The following is a 21,761-nucleotide window of genomic DNA, read 5'->3' on the forward strand; positions in this document are numbered from 1 at the left end:
TGTTCGCCCACCCCACCTCGGCCGCGCGCGGCCCCCACCCCCGGTGACCTGAGGGCATGGCGGACTGGCGCGGCAACCCGTCAGCGTGCCATCCGGACCCGGGGCTCACCGCAATGGCTCCTTCGGGTAGGTCTGCTTCCGGAGCCGCGCGTGGGTCGTTCGGATCGAGTACCAGCTCGGTGCGCACACGCGTCATGATGAGGTGTGAGGATCTGGATGCTGGTCGATCTCGAGCCCGGATACGAGCGCCTGCAGGTAGGAGACCGAATCGACGCCACCACCCGGTGGTGCCGACCGGACATGCTGCCGGCCGAGGTGGTGAGCTGGGACGTCCCCGTGCACGTCGAACGCGTCGCCACGAACGGTGCCGGTGAAGGCGACTGGATAGCCCACAGCGAGGGACACTTCTCCGCGCTGCTGCCGGACTGGAAAGAATCCGAGGGCCGCACCGCGATCTCCGGCTCTCTGATGTACGACAGATATCTGCACCTGTTTCACCGCGTTGTGCCGACGACGCGTGGCCGCATTCTTCGTCGCGCCGTGATCACCCGGGAAGCGCACCGCATCCCGGCCCCGCATGGTGGCTACTCGGTGAACCCGTCCGGCCCGCCTGCGTTGACCGAGCGCGGCGCCGTTCCGCCGGGCAGGACCGTGACGTGGGACTGCATCGAACTCGGCACGGAGGCCGAATAGTCCACGATGACAGTGCTGCGGACGCTGCGGTGAGGTGCGGCCCGGGCACAGGCGCCCGTCCCGTTGGCAACCGCCCGGCTACGTGCGCTAAAAATTTGGGCATGGATTCAGAGCAGGTCTTCGGTGGCGGCCAGGTGCAGCGGGTGGGCAGCTTCCGGTTCTTCCTGGACGGACAACGCTGGGAATGGTCCGACCCCGTCGCCCAGATGCACGGCTACCGGCCCGGCGAGGTCACCCCCACCACCGAATTGCTGCTCTCCCACAAGCACCCCGAGGACCAGCCGCACGTGGCCCGGGTCCTGGACCGGACGGTCAACGCCGCCGAACCGTTCAGCAGCAAACACCGCATCATCGACACCACCGGGAAGGTCCGGCAGGTCGTGGTGGTCGGGGACCGCATGGTCGACGACACCGGGCAGGTGATCGGGACCACCGGGTTCTACATCGACATCACCGACTCGTACCGCAGCGACGTCAAGGACTCGGTCGACGGCCAGGTGGCGGCACTGAGCGAGTCCCGGGCGGTGATCGAGCAGGCGAAGGGTGCGCTGATGCTGGTTTACGGCATCCCCGCCGCCCGCGCCTTCGACGTCCTCACCTGGCGTTCCCAGGAAACCAACATCCGATTGCGCATCCTCGCCGAACAGATCGTCGCCCGGTTCACCGACTCCAAACCCGACGCCGCCGGGCTGCGCAGCTGGTTCGATCACCTGCTGCTCACCGCCCACGACAGCGTCCGACGCCCGGAGTAGGTGCTGCGCGGCGGTCCTTCGGGCGTTTCGTCAGCCGACGGCTGGTCGCCCGGTTTACGGTGAAGCGGTGCCCCTGACCGCTGCACATTCTTCCCCGAGGAGGGGTGATGACCGCGAAGTTCGAGTTGTTCAAGGACACCGCCGGCCAGTTCCGGTTCCACCTGAAAGCCGCGAACGGCGAAATCATCGCCGCCAGTCAGGGTTACACCTCGAAGGCGGCGGCCCAGAACGGGATCGCGTCCATCAAGACCAATGCGGCAACCGCCCCCACCGAGGACCTGACCTGACTCAGTGTCAAACCCCCTGGGTATCTCGGCAACTCGCGTCATCCGGCCGATTTTCGCCGCGCCCGCCTCTCGGGCTGTGACCGTGCACGCCGGGCCGGGGATGATGTCGGGTCCGTTTGGTGCAACTACGGCAGGAGATCCCGCTTCAGTGCGGGAGCCCGGTCGCACAACACGAACACCGGTGTCGGGGCAGGATGACGCACTGCCCACGCAGCCAGCCGAACCCGAAAGTCACACGAGATGACGACCACCTGGACACTCTGGACCGGCGCGCTGCTCGTCGTGATCGGATCCGCTGCCCTCCTCCAACGCCGAGTTCTGATCGCCCGCGTCCTCTGGCTCCTCGCCGCCCTCGCCTTCGTGGCCGCCGGCATCGGAGCGCTCGCCGCCGCGGTCCTCTCGCTGCCACTGGTGCTCGCGCTCGTGGTAGCGATCGCGGTGACCCTCGTCCTGGTCAAGGCGACCATCCCATCCCGGCAGAACACCATGAGGTGATGTCGGTGAGCGAGTGGATTCTCTGGGGTCGCAACGTTGCCGTCCTGGTGTTCCCGATCGCACTGGCGGTACGGATCCTCCGAGGCCGGCGGATGCGGCGCCGGGAGTTCCAACGAGGGCTTGACCACCTCACCGAGGGCGGACCGTACGTCACCTTCGACCGGAATCACGGCCGGATGCAGGTACAGACCCAGGACGGGGCGATCCTCGGGAGCTGGTCTCTCCCCTGCGGAGGGGCCCGCGCGCTGCACGCGACCCAGGTCCTCGCCGACTACGGGTGGCACACCAGTGCGCAACTCATGCTGATCGACGCCGACACATTCCTCGCCGCGGTCACGCACCGTCCCCTGATCGACCATGAAACTCGGCAGGTCGAGGAGTCGTAACTGACGCCGCAGTACCGCCCCGGGAAGCGCATCCGCAGGGCCGTTCTGGTCGGACGGAGATTCGCAGACTCCATCGATGTCGCATCGCTGCGCGGGCACCGTACGACTTTGCTGCCGAGGAGGCACCACCTATCGACCTTGTGTCGTCGGTGCCGTCCCCGATCGGACAGGTTCAGCTCAATCGGTAGACGCCGGACGTTGCCGTTTATGGGCTGGTGGTGAGGGTGCGCTGCCGCTTGGCTGCGTGCCGGATTTGCAGTATGCGCACCCCGCCGGCGAGCGCCATGATCACCGCACCGGCGACCGCGGCGAACAGCAGGGCCACTCCGAGTGGCAGCGAGAAGTCCCACCCGAAGAGTTCGAGGGTGATGGTGTCAAGGTTCTGCAGGATGAAGACCAGCAACAGGACCAGCAGGAGGATCCCGACGACTAGAGCGGTCCAGGTCGCACCGGTGCGGGTGCCCTTGATGCCCTTGCCGCGAGCAACGTCGGGGTGCGGACTCGTGGACTCGACCGGGTCCGACGTAGGCGGATCCGGCGGCACACCACCCTGCAGGGGATGTCCTGCCGGGTGGTCGGCGTGCGAATCGGCAGCCCCACCGGATGAGAGCGACATGAGCGGCGAGTACCCGCGACACGAAGTGGCTACACCGACCCGACATCGCCAAGAGGCGGTGGCCGGCACCCGGTCTCTGGTACTGCGATCCTCGAATACCTGCCCGGTCACCCACCACGTACCGCGCCGGCGTCGGGGTCGTGACCGTCCGCCATGCGGTCGCGGGCGTCCACGATCTGATCGTGCTCGCCGGGCCGCCGCCAGTGCATGGCGCGGGGGTTCGGCCCGAAACACTCTCTCGGGTCCGTCAGTGGTTGCGCAGCGCGTCGATCAACTCGCCCTTGCGTTTCGATGAATAGCCCGACAAACCCACTTCCTTGGCCTTCTTCTTCAGCTCGTCGACCGTCCAGTCCTCGTACGACTGCGACTTTCCGCCCTTACGTCCCGTGCTGGACCGCCCCCGGTTGGCTGCCGAGTTCGCGATCCGCGCCGCCTTCTGCTTCGACGCGCCGTCCTTGCGTACTTCCTCGTACACCTTTTCGTCCTTGATCGACGACCGCGGCATGACCTACCTCCTCGACTGCGATGACCAGTTCACACCGAATACCCGGGCCGGCCCGATCTACGCCGAGAATGCTCGCGTTTCAGCCGCTGATCGCACCCGTACCGGGCATCTGCTCAATGCGCCGATACGAACCGACCCTGCGAAGAGTCACAAGGACGAATTGCCTCGAAAGTTGTCACGACGCGATCCGGCGGAGTAGTCCGGCGGACCAGAAATCTGACGGCCGTTTCCCTCCCGTCAAGGCGCTCGCTTCCGGTACGGATCGCCGCTCGTGGATCCGAATCGACGGAATTGTGCGTGACGTCGGTGGCCTTGTGAGTACGTTGTTGGTTGATCGGGGCTTGACTGCGGGAGCGGCAGGCTCACCTCTCGTCAGGATGCCCGCCCTGGGGGTGGCATGTGATCGGAGACGGGGCGGTGTGCCTGCCGCGGATGCATGTGTGTGCCGGATGTCGTTCGAATAGTCACCGTCCTTCCCGAGTCTGTGGAACGGAGCCGCAGCCTGAGGCGTCAGCGCGTCGGCCAGGATGCGGCCGGAATCGTGTTCGAGCACAGCGTATTCGAGTTCGTGCCACGACCGAATCGCGGCGTCGGCAGAATCGGCGAGAGTGGCAAGCGGAGTCGGTGTCGTCATCGCCTCTCGAACTCCTTCTCGGGTGCGACTCGCGTGGATCAGGCGTTGATCGCTTGGGGCTGATGGCCGTTGCCGGTCACTTCGATCTTGTGCGGCTTCGCCTTCTCGGCGACGGGGATCGCCAGGCGCAGCACCCCGGTGTCATAGTGCGCCTCGATCTTGTCGGTATCGAGGTTGTCGCCGAGGATCAGCTGCCGACTGAAGACGCCGCGGGGCCGCTCTGCGGCGACCATCTCCCGGTTTTCGTCGCGGGCGGGGCGCTCGGCCCGCACCGTGACCACATTGCGCTCGACATCGAGATCGAGGGAGTCGAGTTGCACTCCGGGAAGGTCGAACTCGACGAGGAACCGGTCTCCTTCACGCCAGGCGTCGAGGGGCATGACCGCCGGCCGCGCCGGTGTGCCGAGCACTTGCTGGGTGAGTCGTTCCAGATCGCGGAACGGATCGGTGCGCATCAACATCGTGATCACCTCCAGAAGAACCTCATCATGACGGTTAACCTGCAGCAGATGCTGTAGATCTGGTATAGCATTCACAGTAGAAAGTTGACAAGATTCTCCGGAAAATTTTTCGACGGAAGGTACGGCGATGCCGATCCGATCGACGAACCACCCCCCAGACCAGCCGCGTTCGGCCGGGCCGTCACGGCGGCCGCTGTACGGCATCTCGGTGGCCGCGGAGTTGTCCGGGTTCGCGGTCGGCGCGCTTCGGCTGTACGAGCAACACGGCCTCGTCGCACCCACCCGGACCGACGGGGGCACCCGCCGCTACAGCGACTTCGACATCACCCGACTGCGCCGTGTCGCCGAACTCATCGGCGACGGCGTCAACCTCGTCGGCATCGGTCAGATTCTCGCGCTCGAGCAGCGCACCGCCGATCTGACCCACGACAACAACCAGCTCACCGCCCGCAACGACCAACTGACCGCCGACAACACCCGCCTGAGCTCCGCGAGGCGGAACACGTAAGCAAGTAGAGGTGAGGTTCGACTTCGCGCTGGTGTGGCACACTTTCCGGTCGCCGACGAGTGCGGTGACGACGGCAGAATGTTGTCAGGATCGAGACGGGAGGGGCGGATGAATGCGGGTGTGGAGGTCGACCATGTTCTCGGGTCCGGCGCACCGCAGCGGGTGGGTAGTTTTCGATTCTTCCTCAACGGTCACCGATGGGAATGGTCGGATCCTGTCGCCGCCATGCACGGCTACCTGCCCGGACAGATCACCCCGACCACGGCACTGCTGCTCTCCCACAAACACCCCGACGACCACCCTCAGGTCGCCGCGATCTTCGACAAGATGATCGCCGACGGTGAGCCATTCAGCAGCCGCCACCGCATCATCGACACCGGTGGCCAGGTCCACCACGTCATCGTCGTCGGCGACCGAATGCTCGACGACACCGGTGCGGTGACCGGAACGACCGGGTTCTACATCGACGTCACCGATCTGCTCGCGCAGGACCGCCGGGACACCGTCGATGAGATGGTCGCCGAACTCGAGCAGTCCCGAGCGGTGATCGAGCAGGCCAAGGGCATGCTGATGTTCGCGTACTCCATCAGCGCGGACCGGGCCTTCGACATTCTCACCTGGCACTCCCAGCAGACCAATACCAAACTCCGCGTCGTCGCGGGGAAGTTGGTCGCCGCGGTCGCGAGCGCCACCCTGCTCCCCGATGCGGTACGCGCACGCTTCGACCATCTCCTCCTCACCTCGCACCGTCACGATCATGACTGAGATGCGGTCCCGCGCGCTGCTGGGGTGAACGCACGGAACCTCGACCGCCCGGCCGCCGGCAACCGAACCGATCGTGCGGGCAGAGTGCCCGTCCTCTCCGTCGCCGAAACCGCCGCAGCATAGCGGCGGGTCCAACGAGGCACGCCCACAACGTCTTCCAGTCTTTCGCACCAAGCCACCAGCCAACTCATACCTGCGCGGAGGCCCAAGCAGTCGACACGCACGCCGCGACGTCGTGTCATCCGGCACGAGGCCGCCGTGTGCCCGGATCGCGAGATCGGCACCTACTTCGCGACAGCACACTCAGCATCACAAGTGGTGACGCGTCATCTGCAGGTCACTTCTTGTCTTCGGCCTTGCCGACACCTCCCTCGTGTGCGGGGCCCACCCCGGAGTCGCTGCCCCCGCTCGCCGCGCCGCCTGCGGCGGGATTCTCCTGCGCCGGGGACGCCACCGCGCCACGCGGGGTCTCCTCGGGTTTCGGCGACTGCATCCCGCCGGAGTCCACGTGCTCGTCGTGCTCCGGGCGTCCGTCTTCCGTGCTGGTCGTCCGGCCTTCGTACGGCGGTATTTCCGGCTCCGCGGCGGCCGGCGGTATCGAGCCGGCAGCCGGCGCCGGGTTCGTCCCGCCTTCCGCGGTGGAGGTGACCTCCTCCTGGCCCAGCGCCCCCTGCTCGCGGCCCGCCTCGTCTGCGCCGGCCCGGTCCGGGCCCGCGTCCCGGGACCCCTCGGGTCCACGCTCGGACTGTGGTTCCTCGTGCAATTGCTTGCCTGGTTCGGTAGTCATGATCTTCTCCTCGCCGGCGCACCAGAACACCGGACTTCCCTTCGTGGTGGTTGACATCTGTGGTAGCTATGCCCTGGGACGCGAACCCGAAACCGCGTCCGTCGGGGATCAGTCTTCGATCACCGGCATGGTTGTCGCGGCGGCCGACAACGACTCGTTCCCCGGCCCGACCTGATTCGCCGTGCGGACCACTGGGCACTCCGACAAGTGCGGACCGTTCAGCCACGATGCGGCGCCGAATCCACAGTCCCTCTGCGAGGAGTTACGCCGTGTCGAAGAAGAGCCCTGTCATTCCCGGGACGCCCGGTTCGGGCACGCCGACGGTCGCCGAGCCCACGGAACCGACCGAGCCGTTGCCACCCAAGCCGGATCAGCGGGCCCCCGCCCTGCGCGCTGCGACCGGGCAGTCCGTCGACGGTCCGGACACGGCCCGTGGTCAGCACGGTGAACGCCTCACCACGGCGCAGGGCGCGCGGTTGTACGAGACCGATCACTCTCTGAAGGCGGGCGAGCGGGGACCGACCCTGCTCCAGGACCATCATCTCCGCGAGAAGATCACCCATTTCGATCACGAGCGGATCCCGGAGCGGGTGGTGCATGCGCGCGGGGCGGCCGCGCACGGCGTCTTCCGCGGCTACGGTTCCGCCGAACCGGTCAGCAAGGCGGCGTTTCTCGGCAAGGACGTCGAGACGCCGGTCTTCGTGCGGTTCTCGACCGTGCTCGGTTCGCGAGGGTCGGCCGACGCCGTCCGCGACACCCGCGGGTTCGCGACCAAGTTCTACACCGGTGAGGGCACGTTCGATCTGGTAGGCAACAACATTCCGGTGTTCTTCATTCAGGACGGCATCAAGTTCCCCGACATCATTCACGCCGGCAAACCGCACCCGGATCGGGAGATCCCGCAGGCGCAGAGTGCGCACGACACCTTCTGGGACTTCGTGTCGCTGCACACCGAAGCTACCGCGCACACATTGTGGAACATGTCCGACCGCGGGATCCCCCGGTCGTACCGGATGATGGAAGGCTTCGGGGTCAACACCTTTCGGATGGTGAACGCGGCGGGCGAGAGTTCGCTCGTGAAGTTCCACTGGAAGCCGAAACTGGGTGTGCACTCCCTGGTGTGGGAGGAGGCCCAGATCGTCAACGGCGTGGACCCCGACTACCACCGCCGCGATCTCGCCGACGCAATCGAGTCCGGCGCCTACCCACAGTGGGAACTGGGTATCCAAGCGTTCCCGGACACCGCGGACCAGATGTTCGAGGGCATCGACCTGCTGGATCCGACCAAGATCGTGCCCGAGGAACTGGCGCCCGTGCAGCCACTCGGTCTCATGACCCTGAACGCGAATCCGACCAACTTCTTCGCCGAGACCGAGCAGGTGGCGTTCCATCCCGGACACCTCGTCCCGGGAATCGACGTCACCGACGACCCGCTGCTGCAGGCCCGGCTCTTCTCCTACCTGGACACCCAGATCAGCCGGCTCGGTGGGCCCAACTTCGGGCAGATCCCGATCAACCGGCCCCACGCCGACGTCAACGACATGCTGCGCGACGGCATGCACCAGAGCGGGGTTCATCCCGGGGTGGCGCCGTACCGGCCCAACTCCCTGGACGGCGGTTGCCCCTTCCTGGCCGGTGCGGACACGGCGTTCGTGGAGGTGCCGGTGCCGATGCCGGAGTCGACGAAGCTGCGCGGTGCGCCCGCCAGCTACGACGATCACTTTTCGCAGGCCCGCCTCTTCTATGCCAGCCTGACCCCCGTCGAGCAGGCCCACGTCGCCCAGGCATACACGTTCGAACTGGGTAAGTGTTACGAGCAGGCGATCAAGGAGCGCGCTCTCGGGGTGGTCGCGAACATCGACCCCGCCCTGTGCGCGACGGTCGCCGAAGGACTCGGTCTCCCGGTACCGGAGCCGACCGTCGCCTACGACGCGGCGCCGACGCCCAGCCCGGCGCTGTCGCAGGTGGGCGCGCAGTGGCCGCTGGACGGTCGGATCATCGGCATCGTCGCCGACGACGAGTCGGATCTGACGGAGGTGGCCGACACCGTCGCGAAGATCGACAAGGACGGCATGGTGCCGCTCGTCATCGGGCCGCACGGAGGCGAACTGGGATCGGGCAAGGGTGCCGTTCCGGTGTCGCGGACGTTCCTCACCATGCGGTCGGTGGAGTTCGACGCCGTCCTCGTCGCGGCACAGACAGCGGACCCACGGGTGCTGGTGCTCCTGACGGAGGCGTTCCGGCACTGCAAGGCGATCGGAGGCTGGGCCGCCGGTCGGGGCCTGCTCGACGCCGCCGGGATCCCGGCCGACGCCCCCGGCATCGTGATCGCCGACGAGGCGTCCGCACTGTTCGACGGCGTCACCGCGCTGATGAAGTCCCACCGGGTCTGGGAACGCCAGCCGTGACCTTCGGGTGGTCGTCCCGCCGACCCCGGCACCGACCAACAGTGCGCACCGAACACACCTCGCTGCCCTGCGCTTGTTCACCGGATCCCCAGAGGGACACGGAGCGGGAGCGGCAGGGGCATCTCGGACACGGCGATGGCCGCGCTCCGCGGTCGCATGGCGGCGGCGTGGCCGCACTGAAGTTCCGCGGGCAACCGGCAGCGGGTTACTACAGTCGACAAAGCAACTTGAGTCCACGAGAGAAACGGTAAGGGTTTGACGCTCGATTTGGCGGCGGTGGTGATCGTGCCGGCAGCGATGACGGGTGCCAAGCACGGATTGGAGGGCATCGCGTGAGTACCTGGGAGGAACGTGCGGAACACATTTCGACAGCGGCCCGCGACCGGCAACTCACCATCGCCACCGCGGAATCGTTGACCGGCGGAAAAATTTCCACCGTTCTCGGGGCCGCGCCCTCGTCGTCGCAATGGTATCGGGGCAGCATCGTGGCCTACGCCGATGCCGTGAAACACGGTCTATTGCAGGTCCCCGACGGCCCGGTTGTCAGCGAGCCCAGTGCCCGCGCGATGGTGACAGCGGCGGCCGGGTTACTCGGCGCGGATCTGGCGGTGGCGGTCACCGGTGCAGGTGGGCCGGACCCTCAGGACGGGCAACCACCGGGCACGGTGTGGTTCGGGGTCTTCGCCGACGGCACGGCTCGGACCGAATTGCGGCACTTCGACGGCGATCCCGGCGACGTAGTGGACGCGACCGTCGCTCATGCCCTGTCCTTGCTCGAAGACGCACTCGAGATCTAGGTGCAGGCAGTCCGGTTCGTTTTCCGAAGGTGAGAGGAGTGGCCGATGTTGCTGCGGATCCCGGGTGTCTATCCGCCCCAGGACGACACGTGGCTGCTCGCCGCCGCTCTGGCCGAGCAGCCCTGGAACATCCACGGACGCGTCCTCGACCTCTGCACCGGCACCGGAGCGCTCGCCGTGCGGGCAGCAGCGCTCGGCGCCGGCGATGTCACAGCGATCGACATCTCACGCCGCGCAGTGCTCACCTCCCGGCTCAATGCACGGATGCACCGGCGCCCGATCCGCGTGCTACAGGGAGACCTCACCGCGCCCGTTACCGGCGAACGCTTCGATCTGGTCGTCAGCAATCCGCCCTACGTGCCCGCGCAGAGGGACCGGATTCCCGCCACCGGCAGGGCGCGGGCCTGGGATGCCGGCACCGACGGGCGAGCGCTGCTCGACCGCATTTGCCGGCAGGTTCCCGACGTCCTCGTGCCGACGGGAACGCTGCTTCTCGCCCAGTCGGTACTCAGCGGGGTCGAGAAGACCCACGTCATGCTGGAGGAGCAGGGCCTTCAGGTCGATGTCGTCGCGCGGCGGACGATCCCCTTCGGGCCCGTCCTGACCGCACGTCGTCGCATGCTCGCCTCTCGCGGCGTCATCGACGCCGATCAGAGCAGCGAGGAGATAGTGGTGATCCGGGGCCGTCAGCACAGCTAGACGATTCTGGCGGAACGGATTACGGGGACGGATTGCCGCGGCCGCACCGACTTCGCCGATACCCCCCGGCGCGCACACCCGGTGAGGCATTCGGGACGCACCGCCAGCCCGGGCCGCGACGTCGATCGGGATATCCGACGGCAGTGGCCACCACGGAGAGTCGGCCTCGAGGTGCCCGCTGGCGACCAGACCGCGCGGGTGGGAAGATCCGGGCGTCGCCCCGGAACGTGGCGGCGACGCGGAACGGTGCCGTCACGAGCGCTGTGCGGACCGTGTCGAGGATGTGCCCGGTCGGGCCCACAGCCGCGATCCTTCCGCTCGATTCCTATTGCAGGACGGCGTCGACCGTCTTCTTCAACGCCGACGGTTGGGCGGGAGACCTCGGTGCCTTCTCCTTCAGTTCGAGCAGCCGTTCGCCGATCTTCTGGAGCTGTTTGCGCCCCAGCTCTTCTCGCACCTTGGGAAACCAGTCCTGCTCTTCTTCCTCGATGTGGTGCTCGACGTTCTCGATCAGCACGGTCGTCTTCGCGTCGAATCGCTCGTCGTCCGGCTTCATCCCTGCCAGTTCGACGACCAGGACGTCCGCGACGTGGTGTTCTTCGTAGGATTCGAGGATGTCGTCCTCGAGGTCCGGGGCCAGCTCGCGTACCTGCGGGTACATGCCCTCGTTCTCGATGTAGGTGTGCACCGTCAGGGCTTCGATGATGGAGTCGACGATGCGGCCCTTCTCCACGCGGGCGTTCGGCCCGGCACCGCGGTAGTCCCGGAAGAGTTTTCGGATCTGCTTGTGATCGCTTTTCAGGAGAACGATCGCATCGGTCGACATGAGTACCTCACACAGGGGGTTCGAGTGGAGACGCCAGGGCAGTGACGTCGTCACTACGCATTACCCACTCACGCCGACCACTAACACCATTCGGAAGCCATGCTCCTCATCTACCTCGTCTTGTGAATCTCTGGCCTGCTGATCGACCGCGACGGTGGCCGTGAACCGTGCCCTCAACAGTGCCGACGATTGGTTCCACGTCGTGCTCGGTGCCGCTCCTGGCGGTGCTCGGCTTCCACACTCTGTCGCACACGTCTCCGGGACCGCGCCTCTGAGCCCGAACTCAGGGGCCGGTCCAATGGTCTGCGCGGCACCTCGCGTGATGTGCCCGTCTCAGTGCGGTCTGCAACGGCGTCTCGTTTCAGGCAAGCTCAGTGTGGGATGTACCAGCCGGCGGTGCTGTTGCCGCTGTGTGAGAGCTTTCGGGTGGGTGGTTGGTCGTGTGGGTATCGCGACTGTGGGTATTCGAACCCCAAAGCCATCCGCTTGACCATCGAGCGGGCAGTACTTCACGGAGGCCTCATCATGACCGCTCAACCTCCGGATCCCGATCCGGCGAACACCCCCGATCTCGATTCGGGCGGTGGCGTCCGGCCGGGTTCGACCCCTCCGGACTCTGCGCAGACGTCGTCAGGACTGTCCGAGCACGAACCACGCACCAGTTGGTCGTTTCCGCCGACGGGTGTCGCCACCATGGTGGTCATCGGTGTGATTGTGGTGGTGTTCGTCGCAATTGCGGTCCTGCTGGTGCTCGATATCGTGGGTGTCTTCGACTGAGGTTTGCCGGCAGGGTGTGCGAGGACGACCAGACGGTCATTCCAGCCGCACGTCCTCGGGTTTCTTGTCCGTTCGCAGACCACGCCAGGTCGGGTGCCGGAGAAGGTTCGCCGTGGTCCACTCGGTGAACCCGACCTCGCCGACCAGGCGGGGAGTGACCCAGTTCGCGTCCTTGCGCTGTGCGGCCGTCAGCGCTGCGGCGAACGGACTCGTCTTCCGGGCGAGCCGCTCGAGCTTTCCCGTCAGGGAGTCGAGCATCGGCTCGGTGAAGCCGGTCCCGACCCTGCCCACGTACCGGAGTCCGTCGCTGTCCGGGATGCCGAGCAGCAGCGATCCGAGGGTATCGGCGCGCGATCCCCTACCCCATCGCCAGCCACCGACGATCACTTCCTGGGTGCGCTGGTTCTTCACCTTGATCCACCCGGTGCCCCGCCGGCCGGCCAGATAGGTCGAGTCGTCCTTCTTGCCGACGATTCCTTCCCACCCGCGCCGACGACTCTCGGCCAGCGCCTCGCCGGCATCGCCTTCCAGGCGTGGTGGAACGGTCAGGCCCGTCGCCGACGCCAGTTCCTCCAACACCCGACGCCGATCCGCATATCCCGTGTGCAGTAGCGAGATGCCGTCGACGAAGAGCACGTCGAATACGTAGAACTCGGCCGGATACTGTTGCGCGGCGGCGGCGATCGCCGCCTTCTTGCGCAGCCCGGACCGATTCTGCAGGGCGGAGAAACTTGTCACGCCGGCCGGGTCGAGGGTCACGATCTCGCCGTCGAGGACCGCCTCGTGCTCGGCCAGGGCATCGCCGATCGACACCAGCTCCGCGTAGGTCGCGGTGAGGTCGCGACCGGTGCGGCTGTGCAGGAGAACCTTTCCGTCCGCCACCTCGGCGATCGCCCGTATGCCGTCCCATTTGCCCTCGAACGACCACTCGTCGCTGGGCATGCTGTCGAGATCCCGATCGGATCCGAGTGTCGCGAGCATGGGTTCGAGATCCCGGGGCAGGGGCTTTTCTCCGGTGGACTCCGATGTGGCGCTCTCGGAGACCCTGTCCGATTCGGTGTGCGGCAGCGGCCTTTCCCGATCCTTCGTGATCTTGTGCATCAACCACTGGTCGTGCTTGGTGTGGATCAGCACGTACTGCCCGTGAAGGCGCCGGCCCCGTAGTTCGAACAGGACCTCGTCGCGTTCCCATTTGATGGGGACGTAGGTTCCCTCGTCGAAGATGTCCACCCGGCCGCCACCGTACTGACCCTTGGGGATGGTGCCGGAGAAGGTGCGGTAGTCGAGGGGGTGGTCTTCGGTTCGGACGGCCAGACGATTCTTCGACGGCGACTTCGGGACGCCTTTAGGCACCGCCCACGAGACGAGTACCCCGTCGTGTTCGAGGCGGAAGTCCCAATGCAGGGTGGTGGCGTGGTGCTCGTGGACGACGAAGCTCAGCGCCTCGCCCGATGCCGCTGCAGACGAATCGGCCGTGGCGTCGGGGACCGGTTCGGGTGTCTTGCCGCGGGTTCGTTTCGATCGGTACACCCGAAACGAGTCCAGGGAGGCCGAGAGCAGGTCACCGTCGCTGCGATACCGGTCGAGCACCTCGTCGAACCGCAGCTGACGCACATCGGTCGACTCGAGTTCGGACCAGTCCCGTGGCGCGGCGACCGTCGGCTCGGCCCGACCGCGCAGCGAATACGGGGCCACGGTGGTCTTGGCGACGTTGTTCTGGCTCCAGTCGACGAACACCTTTCCGCTGCGGTCGGTCTTGGTCATGGTCGCCGTCACCACTCTCGGCCAGTCCTTCTCGAGCCTCTTCGCCAGCGTTCGGGCAAACGAGGAGGGATCGAGGTCACTCTCGGCTGTCAGCGATGCATAGACGTGAATGCCCTTGCTGCCGCTGGTCACCGGGAACGACGACAACCCGGCGTCGTCGAGTTGTTCCTTGACCGCCAAGGCCACACGGGCACAGTCGGGGAGGTCGATGCCCTCCCCGGGATCGAGGTCGAACACCAGTCGTGTCACCGGTCCCGGCTTGCCGTCGACCACCGTCCACTGCGGTACGTGCAATTCCAGCGCGGCGAGTTGACCCATCAACATCAGGGCTGCGGTGGAGTCGATGAGGGGATAGTCGATACTGCGGTCCCGGTGCCGGACGGTCAGCCGTGGAACCCATTTCGGTGTCGACGAGGGAAGGTTGCGTTCGAAGAAGGAGCTCGCGTCGACGCCGTCCGGCCACCGCTTCCGGGTCACCGGACGCTGCGCCAGGTGCGGCACCATCGCCGGTGCGATCTCCGCGAGGTAGTCGATCACCTCGCCCTTCGTCGTTCCCGCGGCCGGGTACAGCACCTTGTCGAGATGGGTCAGGTTCAGCCGGTGCCCATCGACGGTCCTGGTTGGCATGGGGAGGGTGCTCCCTTCTGTGGTCTCGGCTCGGTACCGGTAGGCGTACCCGAGATGGCGTTCGCTTAATTGCGGCCCTCGACCGCACCATTCGGGCGGTCGTTTGGCGCGCCACCGACCGGGGTAGGCGAAGACGGGCGTGGACCACGGTGCACGCGAGAATCCATATCCGCCAGAGAAGGATGAACGAATGGTTGACGACAAGTCGGGGCCGGCCGAGGGCGTCAAGGGTGTGGTGGAAGAGGTGAAGGGAAAGGCCAAGGAGGCGGCGGGCGCCGTCACCGGCCAGGACGACCTGACCCGAGAGGGGAAGGCGCAGCAGGACAAAGCCGAGGCCCAACGGGAGGCCGCGCAGAAGGAAGCGGCGGCCGAGAAGGCACGCGGTGAGGCCGAAATCCACGAACACCGCGAACGCGCTGAGCAAGACAAATAGACACCGCGAGATCGGTGCACAATGTCCGGGCCGTCGAAGGCGAGCACGAGACCACACCGCACAGGGCACCACGACCGAAGCCCCGGTTCGGCGGCCGGAGCCCGGCTCCCCGGCCGCCGAAGCGGGCCGCGCAACGACGGGAGATCAACCAGGGGAGATCGTCCGCGGGTCCTCGCAGAGGTCGCCGCTGCAGTCCTTCCACGTTACCGCGATCAGATGCGCACCGCCGACAGCGAACACCGACGCTGCGGCATGGACCCACAACCAGTCCCCACCGCAGTGCCGGAGGCGGAAAAATGTGGTGCGCGTGGTGCCAGCACTGTCGAGGTCCCGCAGGAAGCGCCGCCATCGGGGTGTGTCGGATGGCAACAGCAGCCACTCGTAGTCACCTATGAGCTGCTCGACGCGATAGCCGACGAGGTCGGCGGAGGCCGGGTTGGCGAAAAGTATCCGACGCTGATCGTCGAAGACACAGAGCGGCTGCGGCAATACCGTGAACAGCGCCTCGAGCACCGCGCTGCGGCATGGAGCGGCGGACCGGCCGTCAGGCACGTCCGGGACGATGAAAGGCCTTCCGGTCGGCCGGGTACAGGTCATGGTGGGAACCGATTGATCTTCCACTGCACGTGCTCCTCGTCGCCGCCGAAAACCGCTGACCTTCGGTGTACCCGCAGCAGCGATAACGCTAACCGGTGGACCGGCGAAGGACGCGTCCGGTGCCGCCCGCTATGCGATCTCCACGGGCCACGGTGGTTTCCATCCGCATAGTGCACCATCCGGCGCGAGCGAATATCAGAAGACGGGCCCATCGGGAACGAACCGCGCCGACCTACCGCCCCCGAGAATGCAAGTGCATGAACATATTCGGTCCGGGCAAGCGGCGTGCGCACGCAATTGATTGTTCTGCGCTCGACCGGTGCGCGATCAATCGACAGACATGATGGCCTCGTCGAGGACGGGCCCCGGTGTGCCTCGTTTGGCAGAGCGGGGAGCGGGTAAGCGTGCGAGTCATGAGCACAATCACCGAAGCAGTCGACGTCGCCGTCCCGATCCGCATGGCCTATGACCAATGGACCCAGTTCGAGTCGTTCCCCCAGTTCATGGAAGGAGTGAAAGAGATCCGGCAGATCGATTCCACCACCACCCATTGGGTGCTCGACATTGCCGGGCAGAGACGAGAATTCAACGCCACCATCACCGAGCAACATCCCGACGAACGGGTGGCGTGGAAGTCCGATGTCGGCCCCGACCATGCGGGGGTCATCACCTTCCATCGACTCGACGACACCCACACCCGGGTCACCGCCCAGATGGATATCGACCCGGACGGAGTTGTCGAAAACGTCGCCGACAAGCTCGGTATCTTGACCCACCGGGTGAGGGCCGACATGACGAAGTTCAAGGAGTTCATCGAAGCACGCGGCACCGAAACCGGCGCCTGGCGCGGGAACGTCGACCGTCCCGACGAAACACTTCCGGACGAGACTTGACCGAGGGCCCTCGACATCGCCGGGAAGTTCGTCGCGTGTCTTGTCCCATCCATGCATGCTGCTTCCGGCTCATCCATGGACCATTCTCAGTCCGGCTCTGTGGGCAGTCGGGGTCGCCACTTCATCGACGCGTCCGGCTCCGGGTACACGTAATCGTGACGCAGACAGCACATTCAGTGTCGTCGAGAATCACGATCAGGAGCCGATCATGGTGTCCACCGAATGGTCGATCCCGCCCCCACACTCCACAATGATCAGAGCCTGCTCACCGTCGGCGTCGAGGAAGAATACGTCGTGGTCGACCCGGCCACCGGGACACCCGTTCCGGGCAACAGCGCCGTCGCCGCCGCGGGGCGGGCCCTCGATGCCGACCTGCAACTCAAGCTCTCACAATGCCAGATCGAGACCGCCACCCCGGTCTGCACCGGCACCACCAAGCTCCGCACGGAACTGTGCCTGGCCCGCGGGCGAGCAGCCGCAGCCGCCACCGAGGCGGGGGCGCGTCTGCTGGCTACCGGCGTCCCGCCCTTGGGACCCGCCCCGCGGACGATCACTGACCGTCCGCGATACCGGCACCTGGCCGAACACTTCGGGCTCCTCGGCTATCAGGTGATCTGCGGCTGCCTCCGCGACCGCGACCTCGCTGCCTCGGTCAGCAACCATCTGCGCCCCTGGCTGCCCACCTTGTTGGCGTTGACCGCGAACTCTCCCATCGTCGGCGGCGAAGACACCGGGTATGCCAGCTGGCGGCATGTGCTCTGGGCGCGGTGGCCCAGCGCCGGACCACCCCCGGTGTTCGACTCCGCCGACCACTACGACACCGTGGTAGCGGAACTGCTCGCGCAGCAGGCCATCCTCGATTCCGCGATGATCTATTGGGACGTGCGCCTGTCGGCGGTCGAAGTCCGCATCGCCGACGTACCCGCCACCGTCGAGGAGACGGTCCTGCTCGCCACCCCGATCCGCGGACTGGTCAGCACCGCTATCACCGACGTCCGTCTCGGCCGGACCACCGCGCCGGCATCCGGCCACCGGCTGAAGGCGGCGTACTGGCGTGCCGCCCGCGACGGAATCGGCGGGCACGCGGTCGACGTGCGCTCAGGACGACTGGTCGTGGCCACCGAACCGATCCGGCGCCTGCTCGAGCACGTGCGGCCGCTCTCGAACGCACCGGCGACTACCGCGACACCCAGCAGGCGGTGCGGACCGTCCTCACCGTCGGGAACGGCGCCATCCGTCAGCGCCGCGCCCTCGCCGCGGACACCATCCGGGAATTTGTCGACGTGCTCGCCCGCAGCACCGTCGGTGGCTGCATCCCAGGACTGACACCGCCCGCGGCACCCAGCGAGAGACCGGCCTCTCGGTGACCGGCCGATCCCCGCACCCGATCATCGGTGGGCGCGGTTGCCCTTCCCACCCGGTGGGTACCCGGCCCACGTGAAAGGAGGTCACCGCCGTGACCGACCCCGCCGATCCGGAGGACCTGACCCGCCAGATGGCGCAACTCGCGCGCGGATTCTTCGTTCCACACGACCTCGACCGCACCCTACGTGGGGTGACGGCCGCCGCCGTCGCCTCGGTGTCCGGCGCCGACAGCGCCGGCATCCTCGTCATCGAATCGAAGAAGACCTTCGCCTCCCACGCCGGGACATCGGAACTGCCCGAACAACTCGATGGGATCCAGGAGAAGCTCGGCGAAGGCCCCTGCGTGGAGGCCGCACTCAACGCCATGGTGGTCCGGTCCGACGACTTCCGCACCGAACCGCGGTGGCCGAACTTCGCCCGCGCCGCCGTCGACGCCGGCGTCCACAGCAGCATGTCGTTCCAGCTCTACACCCAACGTGACAGCATGGGCGCACTCAACCTCTTCTCCTTCACCCCAAACGGTTTCGGCGTCGAGGACGAGGCGATCGCCGAGGCCCTCGCCGCGCACGCCGCGATGGCACTGAGCGCCGCACGTCACCACGAACAATTCCGGTCCGCCCTCGCCTCCCGCGACATCATCGGTCAGGCCAAGGGCATGATCATGGAACGCTTCGCCGTGGACGCGGTCCGCGCGTTCGAGATGCTCGCGAAACTCTCCCAGGACAGCAACACCTCGCTGACGGTGGTGGCCGAGAAGCTGGTCGCGCTCGGTCCCGAACGCCGCTCCTGACCTGCAGACAATCCACGGTCCCGGGCCGGGGAACCGTCGGGGTTGGTCCGAGTTCCGTTGCGGGCCTGCACTGTGCAGTGATTGCCGTCCCGCCGTCGGGGGTATCACATGAACAGATGCGGTGGCGCTTCCGGAAGCGCCGATCGCGTCGAGGCCGCGCCCGGTTCAGCCGAGCAGCCGGCGTGGCCGCCGCTCGACTGCTGGGCCCCAGGAGTAATCCGTACGTGGCGCGAAGGTTCGAGTGTAACACGCTGTGCAGCAATGACCCTCGACAAATCTCGTGATGCGGTGACGACCTCACCAAAGTGCAGGGCCCGTTATCGTCCTACCGTGGTGACATCGGGCGGGTCGGGCAGGTCGACGTCGAGCATGAAGTCGAGCCAGATCAGTGCGTCGGCCAAAGTCTCCGCGCGCAGGGTCATGTCGAATCGGTGTCGGGCGGCGATGAGCGATCGCTCCGCCTCCACATAGTCCTCGGCGAGGAATGCCGCCACCGTCCGAAGCACCCACCGTTCCGACGCCGGCAAAGCCTCGACGTCTTGCCTGCCGGTGAAGCGGAGATCGAGGAGAAGCCTTTCCTTTGCGACCGCGGCGCCCAGGCGGGCGGTGACGACGCCGACGATGGCATCGACGACCCAGGCGAGCACATCACCGTATTCCGGTCGACCTGCGGTGAGGTTCGTGTCGGTGCACACCCGTGATACCTCGCACGAGAACCGGGCGGTCTCGCGGTCACCGACCAAGTGTATGAGCCGACCCCCGACAGCGGCAGCCGTCGGGCTGATGGGGCGACCGGTATTCGATTCCACACTCCGCGAGTGCCCGTCGCCGGGCATCCCCACACAGCACGGACCGCTGCAGTCCACTCGACTCCACGCAGTGCCGCATCGACGTCACTGACAGCGTGATCGTCGAAAGGCTGAGTGCGCCCGCATGATCGGCGTCGATGCGCAGCGGAATAAGGGAGCATCGGATTACTCGAAAGAAGAGGCGTCAGACGCTACCGGAGATACGAGCGCCCGCTCAGTGGAATCGTCTTCAGCTGGACCCGAGGAGCCCGGCCGACTGTCGGCGCACGTCGGTCGCCGCGACTCCCGACTATCAGGGGTTTCATTCCGGCCGCAGTCGGATTACCGTCATGGTCACAGGTTAAGACAGCAGCCGCCACACTTTCCGATGCGGCCGCCGTGCGTACCCTGACCTCCCTTATCGCTGGCAGGTTATCCGCTCCCCGACCGCCCAGCCTGGAGCGACCATGACCTACCTGCGATCCGTCATCGAAACCCCGCAACGCCTGCGCCTGTCCCTGTCCGACACCGCCGACTGGGACGAGGCAGACCCCGACAACCGCCGTTTCACCCTCAAGATCGACGAACCCACCGGTGGTCCGATCGTGCTGCGTCTGAGCGGCGACGTCGACGTGGTCACCGCGCCGATCCTTGCCGCATGCCTCGACGAAATCGTTCTCCACGGCCGCAGCGCCGTCGTCGACCTGCTCCGCACCAGCTTCGTCGGATGCGCTGCCCTGACCGCACTCGCGGCCGCCGGCACCCGAATCCGCGAGCAGCGCAGCCACCTGACCGTTGCCGCACCCCAACACCTGCGCCGGGTCATCGCCCTGGCCGACATGGACGCGGTGTGCACCTTCGATACCCTCGCGCACGCCTTCACCGCCGCCCATACCGCCACATCCAGCGCCGGCGAGGAGCCGCTCGGCCCCAGCGACCTCTCCGCCTCGCGGCCACGTCGGACCGGATGACGACCCGCAGCCGTCCACGCACGGATTCGCCACCGTGCGGTAGGGGTAACCGAACCGCGTGAGCAGCAGACGTGGACTGCGTGTGGTCGTGATCGGCGCGACCGGCAATGTCGGGACCAGTGCGGTGTCCGCTCTCGGAGCCATCCCGGACGTCGAGACCGTAATGGCCGTCGCCCGCAGACCCACCGAGTGGACGAGCCCGAAGACCACGTTCGTCACCGCCGACGCGGCCACCGATGACCTGCGCCCCGTGATCCGGGGCGCGGACGCCGTGATCCATCTCGCCTGGCTGTTCCAGCCCAGCCGCAAGCCCGCCGTGACTTGGAACAACAACGTGCTGGGCGCGTTGCGGGTGTTCGACGCCGTCGCCGCCGAACGCGTGCCCGCCCTGGTGTATGCGTCGTCGGTGGCCGCCTACTCGCCCGGCCCGACCGACCTGAAGGTGACCGAGGACTGGCCTACTCACGGGTGGCCCGGTGCCGCGTACCCCCGCGAGAAGGCCTATCTCGAACGCCGGCTCGACGCATACGAGGTCCGCAATTCCGGAATCCGGGTGGTGCGGATGCGTCCCGGGTTCATCTTCAAACGGGAGTCCGCGACCTCGCAACGCCGGCTGTTCGGCGGGCCCCTTGTGCCCGGCTCATTGGCTCGCCCCGCGGCCATGCCCGCCGTACCGCTTCCGGACGAGCTGCGGGTGCAGATCCTGCACACCGACGATGCCGCAGCGGCGTACGTGCAGGCAGTCCTGCGGCCGGTACACGGCGCATACAACCTGGCCACCGACCCTCCTGTCGACCGACAGTTCCTTGGCCGACTTCTTCCGAGCACACCCGGTGCGGATTTCCGCGGGGACACTGCGGGCAGCAGTCGCCGCCGCCTGGCACGCGCGGCTGGTGCCGGCCACGCCCGGACTCATCGAGACCGTTCTGCATCTGCCGCTGATGGACAGCACCCGCGCGCGGACCGAACTGGACTGGTCACCTGCCCACACCCCACACGACACCTTCACCGAATTCCTCGACGGCCTACGGTCGGGCAGCGGCCTGCCCACCGCCCCCTGGCCGACGACGCCGCCCGACGCCGGTGGCACGAAATCGCCACCGGCGTTGGACGCGTACCGTGAACAGCGAGGCGGGC

Annotated in this window: 26 protein-coding genes; 18 read left to right on the plus strand and 8 right to left on the minus strand. The window is 66.8% G+C overall.

Translation table 11 applies throughout. The features are described 5' to 3' along the window. Positions 1–216: 216 nt before the first annotated feature. From ACFTWF_RS24155 to ACFTWF_RS24175, 5 genes are all read left to right on the plus strand, one after another. A complete protein-coding gene (locus ACFTWF_RS24155; protein ID WP_378463697.1) occupies positions 217–693 on the plus strand; it encodes a hypothetical protein in 477 nt (158 codons plus the stop codon). Between the two features lie 101 nt (positions 694–794). Further along, the gene (locus ACFTWF_RS24160; protein WP_378463698.1) at positions 795–1,445 is read left to right on the plus strand and encodes a PAS and ANTAR domain-containing protein; all 651 of its coding nucleotides are present in this window, start codon (positions 795–797) and stop codon (positions 1,443–1,445) included. A gap of 107 nt (positions 1,446–1,552) precedes the next feature. Then, positions 1,553–1,732, plus strand: coding sequence for a YegP family protein (locus ACFTWF_RS24165; RefSeq protein WP_378463382.1), 180 nt, complete (start codon positions 1,553–1,555; stop codon positions 1,730–1,732). 240 nt (positions 1,733–1,972) lie between these two features. Then, positions 1,973–2,227: a hypothetical protein gene (locus ACFTWF_RS24170; RefSeq protein ID WP_378463699.1), complete on the plus strand. Its 255-nt coding sequence runs from the start codon at positions 1,973–1,975 to the stop codon at positions 2,225–2,227. Next, the gene (locus ACFTWF_RS24175; RefSeq protein ID WP_378463700.1) at positions 2,227–2,613 is read left to right on the plus strand and encodes a hypothetical protein; all 387 of its coding nucleotides are present in this window, start codon (positions 2,227–2,229) and stop codon (positions 2,611–2,613) included. The genes ACFTWF_RS24170 and ACFTWF_RS24175 overlap by 1 nt, the downstream gene beginning before the upstream one ends. Before the next feature lie 205 nt (positions 2,614–2,818). Here ACFTWF_RS24175 and ACFTWF_RS24180 read toward each other — a convergent pair whose 3' ends face one another. The 3 genes from ACFTWF_RS24180 to ACFTWF_RS24190 form a co-directional block, all read right to left on the minus strand. Continuing rightward, positions 2,819–3,229, minus strand: coding sequence for a lipopolysaccharide assembly LapA domain-containing protein (locus ACFTWF_RS24180; protein WP_378463701.1), 411 nt, complete (start codon positions 3,227–3,229; stop codon positions 2,819–2,821). Between the two features lie 247 nt (positions 3,230–3,476). Further along, positions 3,477–3,734, minus strand: a complete 258-nt coding sequence (locus ACFTWF_RS24185) for a Rho termination factor N-terminal domain-containing protein (protein WP_378463702.1) — start codon at positions 3,732–3,734, stop codon at positions 3,477–3,479. Positions 3,735–4,406: 672 nt separating this feature from the next. Beyond that, positions 4,407–4,829, minus strand: a complete 423-nt coding sequence (locus ACFTWF_RS24190) for an Hsp20/alpha crystallin family protein (RefSeq protein WP_378463703.1) — start codon at positions 4,827–4,829, stop codon at positions 4,407–4,409. Positions 4,830–4,956: 127 nt separating this feature from the next. Here ACFTWF_RS24190 and ACFTWF_RS24195 point away from each other — a divergent pair, with 127 nt between their 5' ends. Beyond that, entirely contained in the window at positions 4,957–5,337 is a 381-nt protein-coding gene (locus ACFTWF_RS24195) for a MerR family transcriptional regulator (protein WP_378463704.1), read from the plus strand. 108 nt (positions 5,338–5,445) lie between these two features. After that, positions 5,446–6,102, plus strand: coding sequence for a PAS and ANTAR domain-containing protein (locus tag ACFTWF_RS24200; RefSeq protein WP_378463705.1), 657 nt, complete (start codon positions 5,446–5,448; stop codon positions 6,100–6,102). A 337-nt stretch (positions 6,103–6,439) separates the two neighbouring features. On the opposite strand, the gene ACFTWF_RS24205 is transcribed toward ACFTWF_RS24200, so the two are convergent. Further along, positions 6,440–6,889, minus strand: a complete 450-nt coding sequence (locus ACFTWF_RS24205; protein WP_378463706.1) for a hypothetical protein — start codon at positions 6,887–6,889, stop codon at positions 6,440–6,442. Between ACFTWF_RS24205 and ACFTWF_RS24210 the strand changes: the two genes are divergently transcribed. From ACFTWF_RS24210 to ACFTWF_RS24225, 4 genes are all read left to right on the plus strand, one after another. After that, positions 6,888–7,064, plus strand: a complete 177-nt coding sequence (locus ACFTWF_RS24210) for a hypothetical protein (RefSeq protein WP_378463707.1) — start codon at positions 6,888–6,890, stop codon at positions 7,062–7,064. The genes ACFTWF_RS24205 and ACFTWF_RS24210 overlap by 2 nt on opposite strands. A 52-nt stretch (positions 7,065–7,116) precedes the next feature. Then, positions 7,117–9,297: a catalase gene (locus ACFTWF_RS24215; protein ID WP_378463708.1), complete on the plus strand. Its 2,181-nt coding sequence runs from the start codon at positions 7,117–7,119 to the stop codon at positions 9,295–9,297. A gap of 332 nt (positions 9,298–9,629) precedes the next feature. Next, a complete protein-coding gene (locus ACFTWF_RS24220) occupies positions 9,630–10,094 on the plus strand; it encodes a CinA family protein (RefSeq protein WP_378463709.1) in 465 nt (154 codons plus the stop codon). Positions 10,095–10,139: 45 nt separating this feature from the next. After that, positions 10,140–10,793: a HemK2/MTQ2 family protein methyltransferase gene (locus tag ACFTWF_RS24225; RefSeq protein WP_378463710.1), complete on the plus strand. Its 654-nt coding sequence runs from the start codon at positions 10,140–10,142 to the stop codon at positions 10,791–10,793. 325 nt (positions 10,794–11,118) lie between these two features. On the opposite strand, the gene ACFTWF_RS24230 is transcribed toward ACFTWF_RS24225, so the two are convergent. Further along, positions 11,119–11,619: a hemerythrin domain-containing protein gene (locus ACFTWF_RS24230; protein WP_378463711.1), complete on the minus strand. Its 501-nt coding sequence runs from the start codon at positions 11,617–11,619 to the stop codon at positions 11,119–11,121. A 525-nt stretch (positions 11,620–12,144) separates the two neighbouring features. Here ACFTWF_RS24230 and ACFTWF_RS24235 point away from each other — a divergent pair. After that, entirely contained in the window at positions 12,145–12,396 is a 252-nt protein-coding gene (locus tag ACFTWF_RS24235; RefSeq protein ID WP_378463712.1) for a DUF6480 family protein, read from the plus strand. 36 nt (positions 12,397–12,432) lie between these two features. Here the strand turns inward: ACFTWF_RS24235 and ACFTWF_RS24240 are convergent, their stop codons facing one another. Then, entirely contained in the window at positions 12,433–14,787 is a 2,355-nt protein-coding gene (locus ACFTWF_RS24240; protein ID WP_378463713.1) for an ATP-dependent DNA ligase, read from the minus strand. 190 nt (positions 14,788–14,977) lie between these two features. Between ACFTWF_RS24240 and ACFTWF_RS24245 the strand changes: the two genes are divergently transcribed. Further along, positions 14,978–15,220 (plus strand): CsbD family protein, encoded by a 243-nt coding sequence (locus ACFTWF_RS24245; RefSeq protein ID WP_378463714.1) that lies wholly within the window; start codon positions 14,978–14,980, stop codon positions 15,218–15,220. 144 nt (positions 15,221–15,364) lie between these two features. On the opposite strand, the gene ACFTWF_RS24250 is transcribed toward ACFTWF_RS24245, so the two are convergent. Next, positions 15,365–15,841, minus strand: coding sequence for a PAS domain-containing protein (locus ACFTWF_RS24250; RefSeq protein ID WP_378463715.1), 477 nt, complete (start codon positions 15,839–15,841; stop codon positions 15,365–15,367). A 389-nt stretch (positions 15,842–16,230) separates the two neighbouring features. On the opposite strand from ACFTWF_RS24250, the gene ACFTWF_RS24255 reads away from it, so the two are divergent. The 3 genes from ACFTWF_RS24255 to ACFTWF_RS24265 all read left to right on the plus strand — a co-directional run bounded on the left by ACFTWF_RS24255 (position 16,231) and on the right by ACFTWF_RS24265 (position 18,865). Next, a complete protein-coding gene (locus ACFTWF_RS24255; protein ID WP_378463716.1) occupies positions 16,231–16,710 on the plus strand; it encodes an SRPBCC family protein in 480 nt (159 codons plus the stop codon). A gap of 222 nt (positions 16,711–16,932) precedes the next feature. Next, complete coding sequence (locus ACFTWF_RS24260; RefSeq protein ID WP_378463717.1) at positions 16,933–18,036, plus strand: glutamate--cysteine ligase; 1,104 nt, start codon at positions 16,933–16,935, stop codon at positions 18,034–18,036. A 130-nt stretch (positions 18,037–18,166) separates the two neighbouring features. Beyond that, entirely contained in the window at positions 18,167–18,865 is a 699-nt protein-coding gene (locus tag ACFTWF_RS24265) for a GAF and ANTAR domain-containing protein (RefSeq protein ID WP_378463718.1), read from the plus strand. A 317-nt stretch (positions 18,866–19,182) separates the two neighbouring features. On the opposite strand, the gene ACFTWF_RS24270 is transcribed toward ACFTWF_RS24265, so the two are convergent. Next, positions 19,183–19,560 carry a hypothetical protein gene (locus tag ACFTWF_RS24270; RefSeq protein WP_378463719.1) on the minus strand — a complete coding sequence of 126 codons (378 nt, stop codon included), beginning with the start codon at positions 19,558–19,560 and terminating at the stop codon, positions 19,183–19,185. Positions 19,561–20,120: 560 nt separating this feature from the next. Between ACFTWF_RS24270 and ACFTWF_RS24275 the strand changes: the two genes are divergently transcribed. Continuing rightward, positions 20,121–20,624, plus strand: coding sequence for an STAS domain-containing protein (locus ACFTWF_RS24275; RefSeq protein ID WP_378463720.1), 504 nt, complete (start codon positions 20,121–20,123; stop codon positions 20,622–20,624). Positions 20,625–20,682: 58 nt separating this feature from the next. After that, positions 20,683–21,747, plus strand: coding sequence for an NAD-dependent epimerase/dehydratase family protein (locus tag ACFTWF_RS24280; RefSeq protein WP_378463721.1), 1,065 nt, complete (start codon positions 20,683–20,685; stop codon positions 21,745–21,747). Positions 21,748–21,761 lie beyond the last annotated feature (14 nt).

It is taken from the genome of Rhodococcus sp. NPDC056960 (assembly GCF_042674125.1).
Taxonomy (GTDB): Bacteria; Actinomycetota; Actinomycetes; order Mycobacteriales; family Mycobacteriaceae; genus Rhodococcus_F.

Bases quoted from the DNA above. Each gene is read 5' to 3' on its own strand.
- ACFTWF_RS24180 (WP_378463701.1), bottom strand. From the start codon at position 3,229: ATGTCGCTCTCATCCGGTGGGGCTGCCGATTCGCACGCCGACCACCCG.
- ACFTWF_RS24255 (WP_378463716.1), top strand. From the start codon at position 16,231: ATGAGCACAATCACCGAAGCAGTCGACGTCGCCGTCCCGATCCGCATG.
- ACFTWF_RS24210 (WP_378463707.1), top strand. From the start codon at position 6,888: ATGATCTTCTCCTCGCCGGCGCACCAGAACACCGGACTTCCCTTCGTG.
- ACFTWF_RS24275 (WP_378463720.1), top strand. From the start codon at position 20,121: ATGACCTACCTGCGATCCGTCATCGAAACCCCGCAACGCCTGCGCCTG.
- ACFTWF_RS24170 (WP_378463699.1), top strand. From the start codon at position 1,973: ATGACGACCACCTGGACACTCTGGACCGGCGCGCTGCTCGTCGTGATC.
- ACFTWF_RS24215 (WP_378463708.1), top strand. From the start codon at position 7,117: ATGCGGCGCCGAATCCACAGTCCCTCTGCGAGGAGTTACGCCGTGTCG.
- ACFTWF_RS24190 (WP_378463703.1), bottom strand. From the start codon at position 4,829: ATGTTGATGCGCACCGATCCGTTCCGCGATCTGGAACGACTCACCCAG.
- ACFTWF_RS24165 (WP_378463382.1), top strand. From the start codon at position 1,553: ATGACCGCGAAGTTCGAGTTGTTCAAGGACACCGCCGGCCAGTTCCGG.
- ACFTWF_RS24225 (WP_378463710.1), top strand. From the start codon at position 10,140: ATGTTGCTGCGGATCCCGGGTGTCTATCCGCCCCAGGACGACACGTGG.
- ACFTWF_RS24195 (WP_378463704.1), top strand. From the start codon at position 4,957: ATGCCGATCCGATCGACGAACCACCCCCCAGACCAGCCGCGTTCGGCC.
- ACFTWF_RS24175 (WP_378463700.1), top strand. From the start codon at position 2,227: ATGTCGGTGAGCGAGTGGATTCTCTGGGGTCGCAACGTTGCCGTCCTG.
- ACFTWF_RS24235 (WP_378463712.1), top strand. From the start codon at position 12,145: ATGACCGCTCAACCTCCGGATCCCGATCCGGCGAACACCCCCGATCTC.
- ACFTWF_RS24230 (WP_378463711.1), bottom strand. From the start codon at position 11,619: ATGTCGACCGATGCGATCGTTCTCCTGAAAAGCGATCACAAGCAGATC.
- ACFTWF_RS24205 (WP_378463706.1), bottom strand. From the start codon at position 6,889: ATGACTACCGAACCAGGCAAGCAATTGCACGAGGAACCACAGTCCGAG.
- ACFTWF_RS24160 (WP_378463698.1), top strand. From the start codon at position 795: ATGGATTCAGAGCAGGTCTTCGGTGGCGGCCAGGTGCAGCGGGTGGGC.
- ACFTWF_RS24240 (WP_378463713.1), bottom strand. From the start codon at position 14,787: ATGCCAACCAGGACCGTCGATGGGCACCGGCTGAACCTGACCCATCTC.
- ACFTWF_RS24245 (WP_378463714.1), top strand. From the start codon at position 14,978: ATGGTTGACGACAAGTCGGGGCCGGCCGAGGGCGTCAAGGGTGTGGTG.
- ACFTWF_RS24260 (WP_378463717.1), top strand. From the start codon at position 16,933: ATGGTCGATCCCGCCCCCACACTCCACAATGATCAGAGCCTGCTCACC.
- ACFTWF_RS24200 (WP_378463705.1), top strand. From the start codon at position 5,446: ATGAATGCGGGTGTGGAGGTCGACCATGTTCTCGGGTCCGGCGCACCG.
- ACFTWF_RS24185 (WP_378463702.1), bottom strand. From the start codon at position 3,734: ATGCCGCGGTCGTCGATCAAGGACGAAAAGGTGTACGAGGAAGTACGC.
- ACFTWF_RS24155 (WP_378463697.1), top strand. From the start codon at position 217: ATGCTGGTCGATCTCGAGCCCGGATACGAGCGCCTGCAGGTAGGAGAC.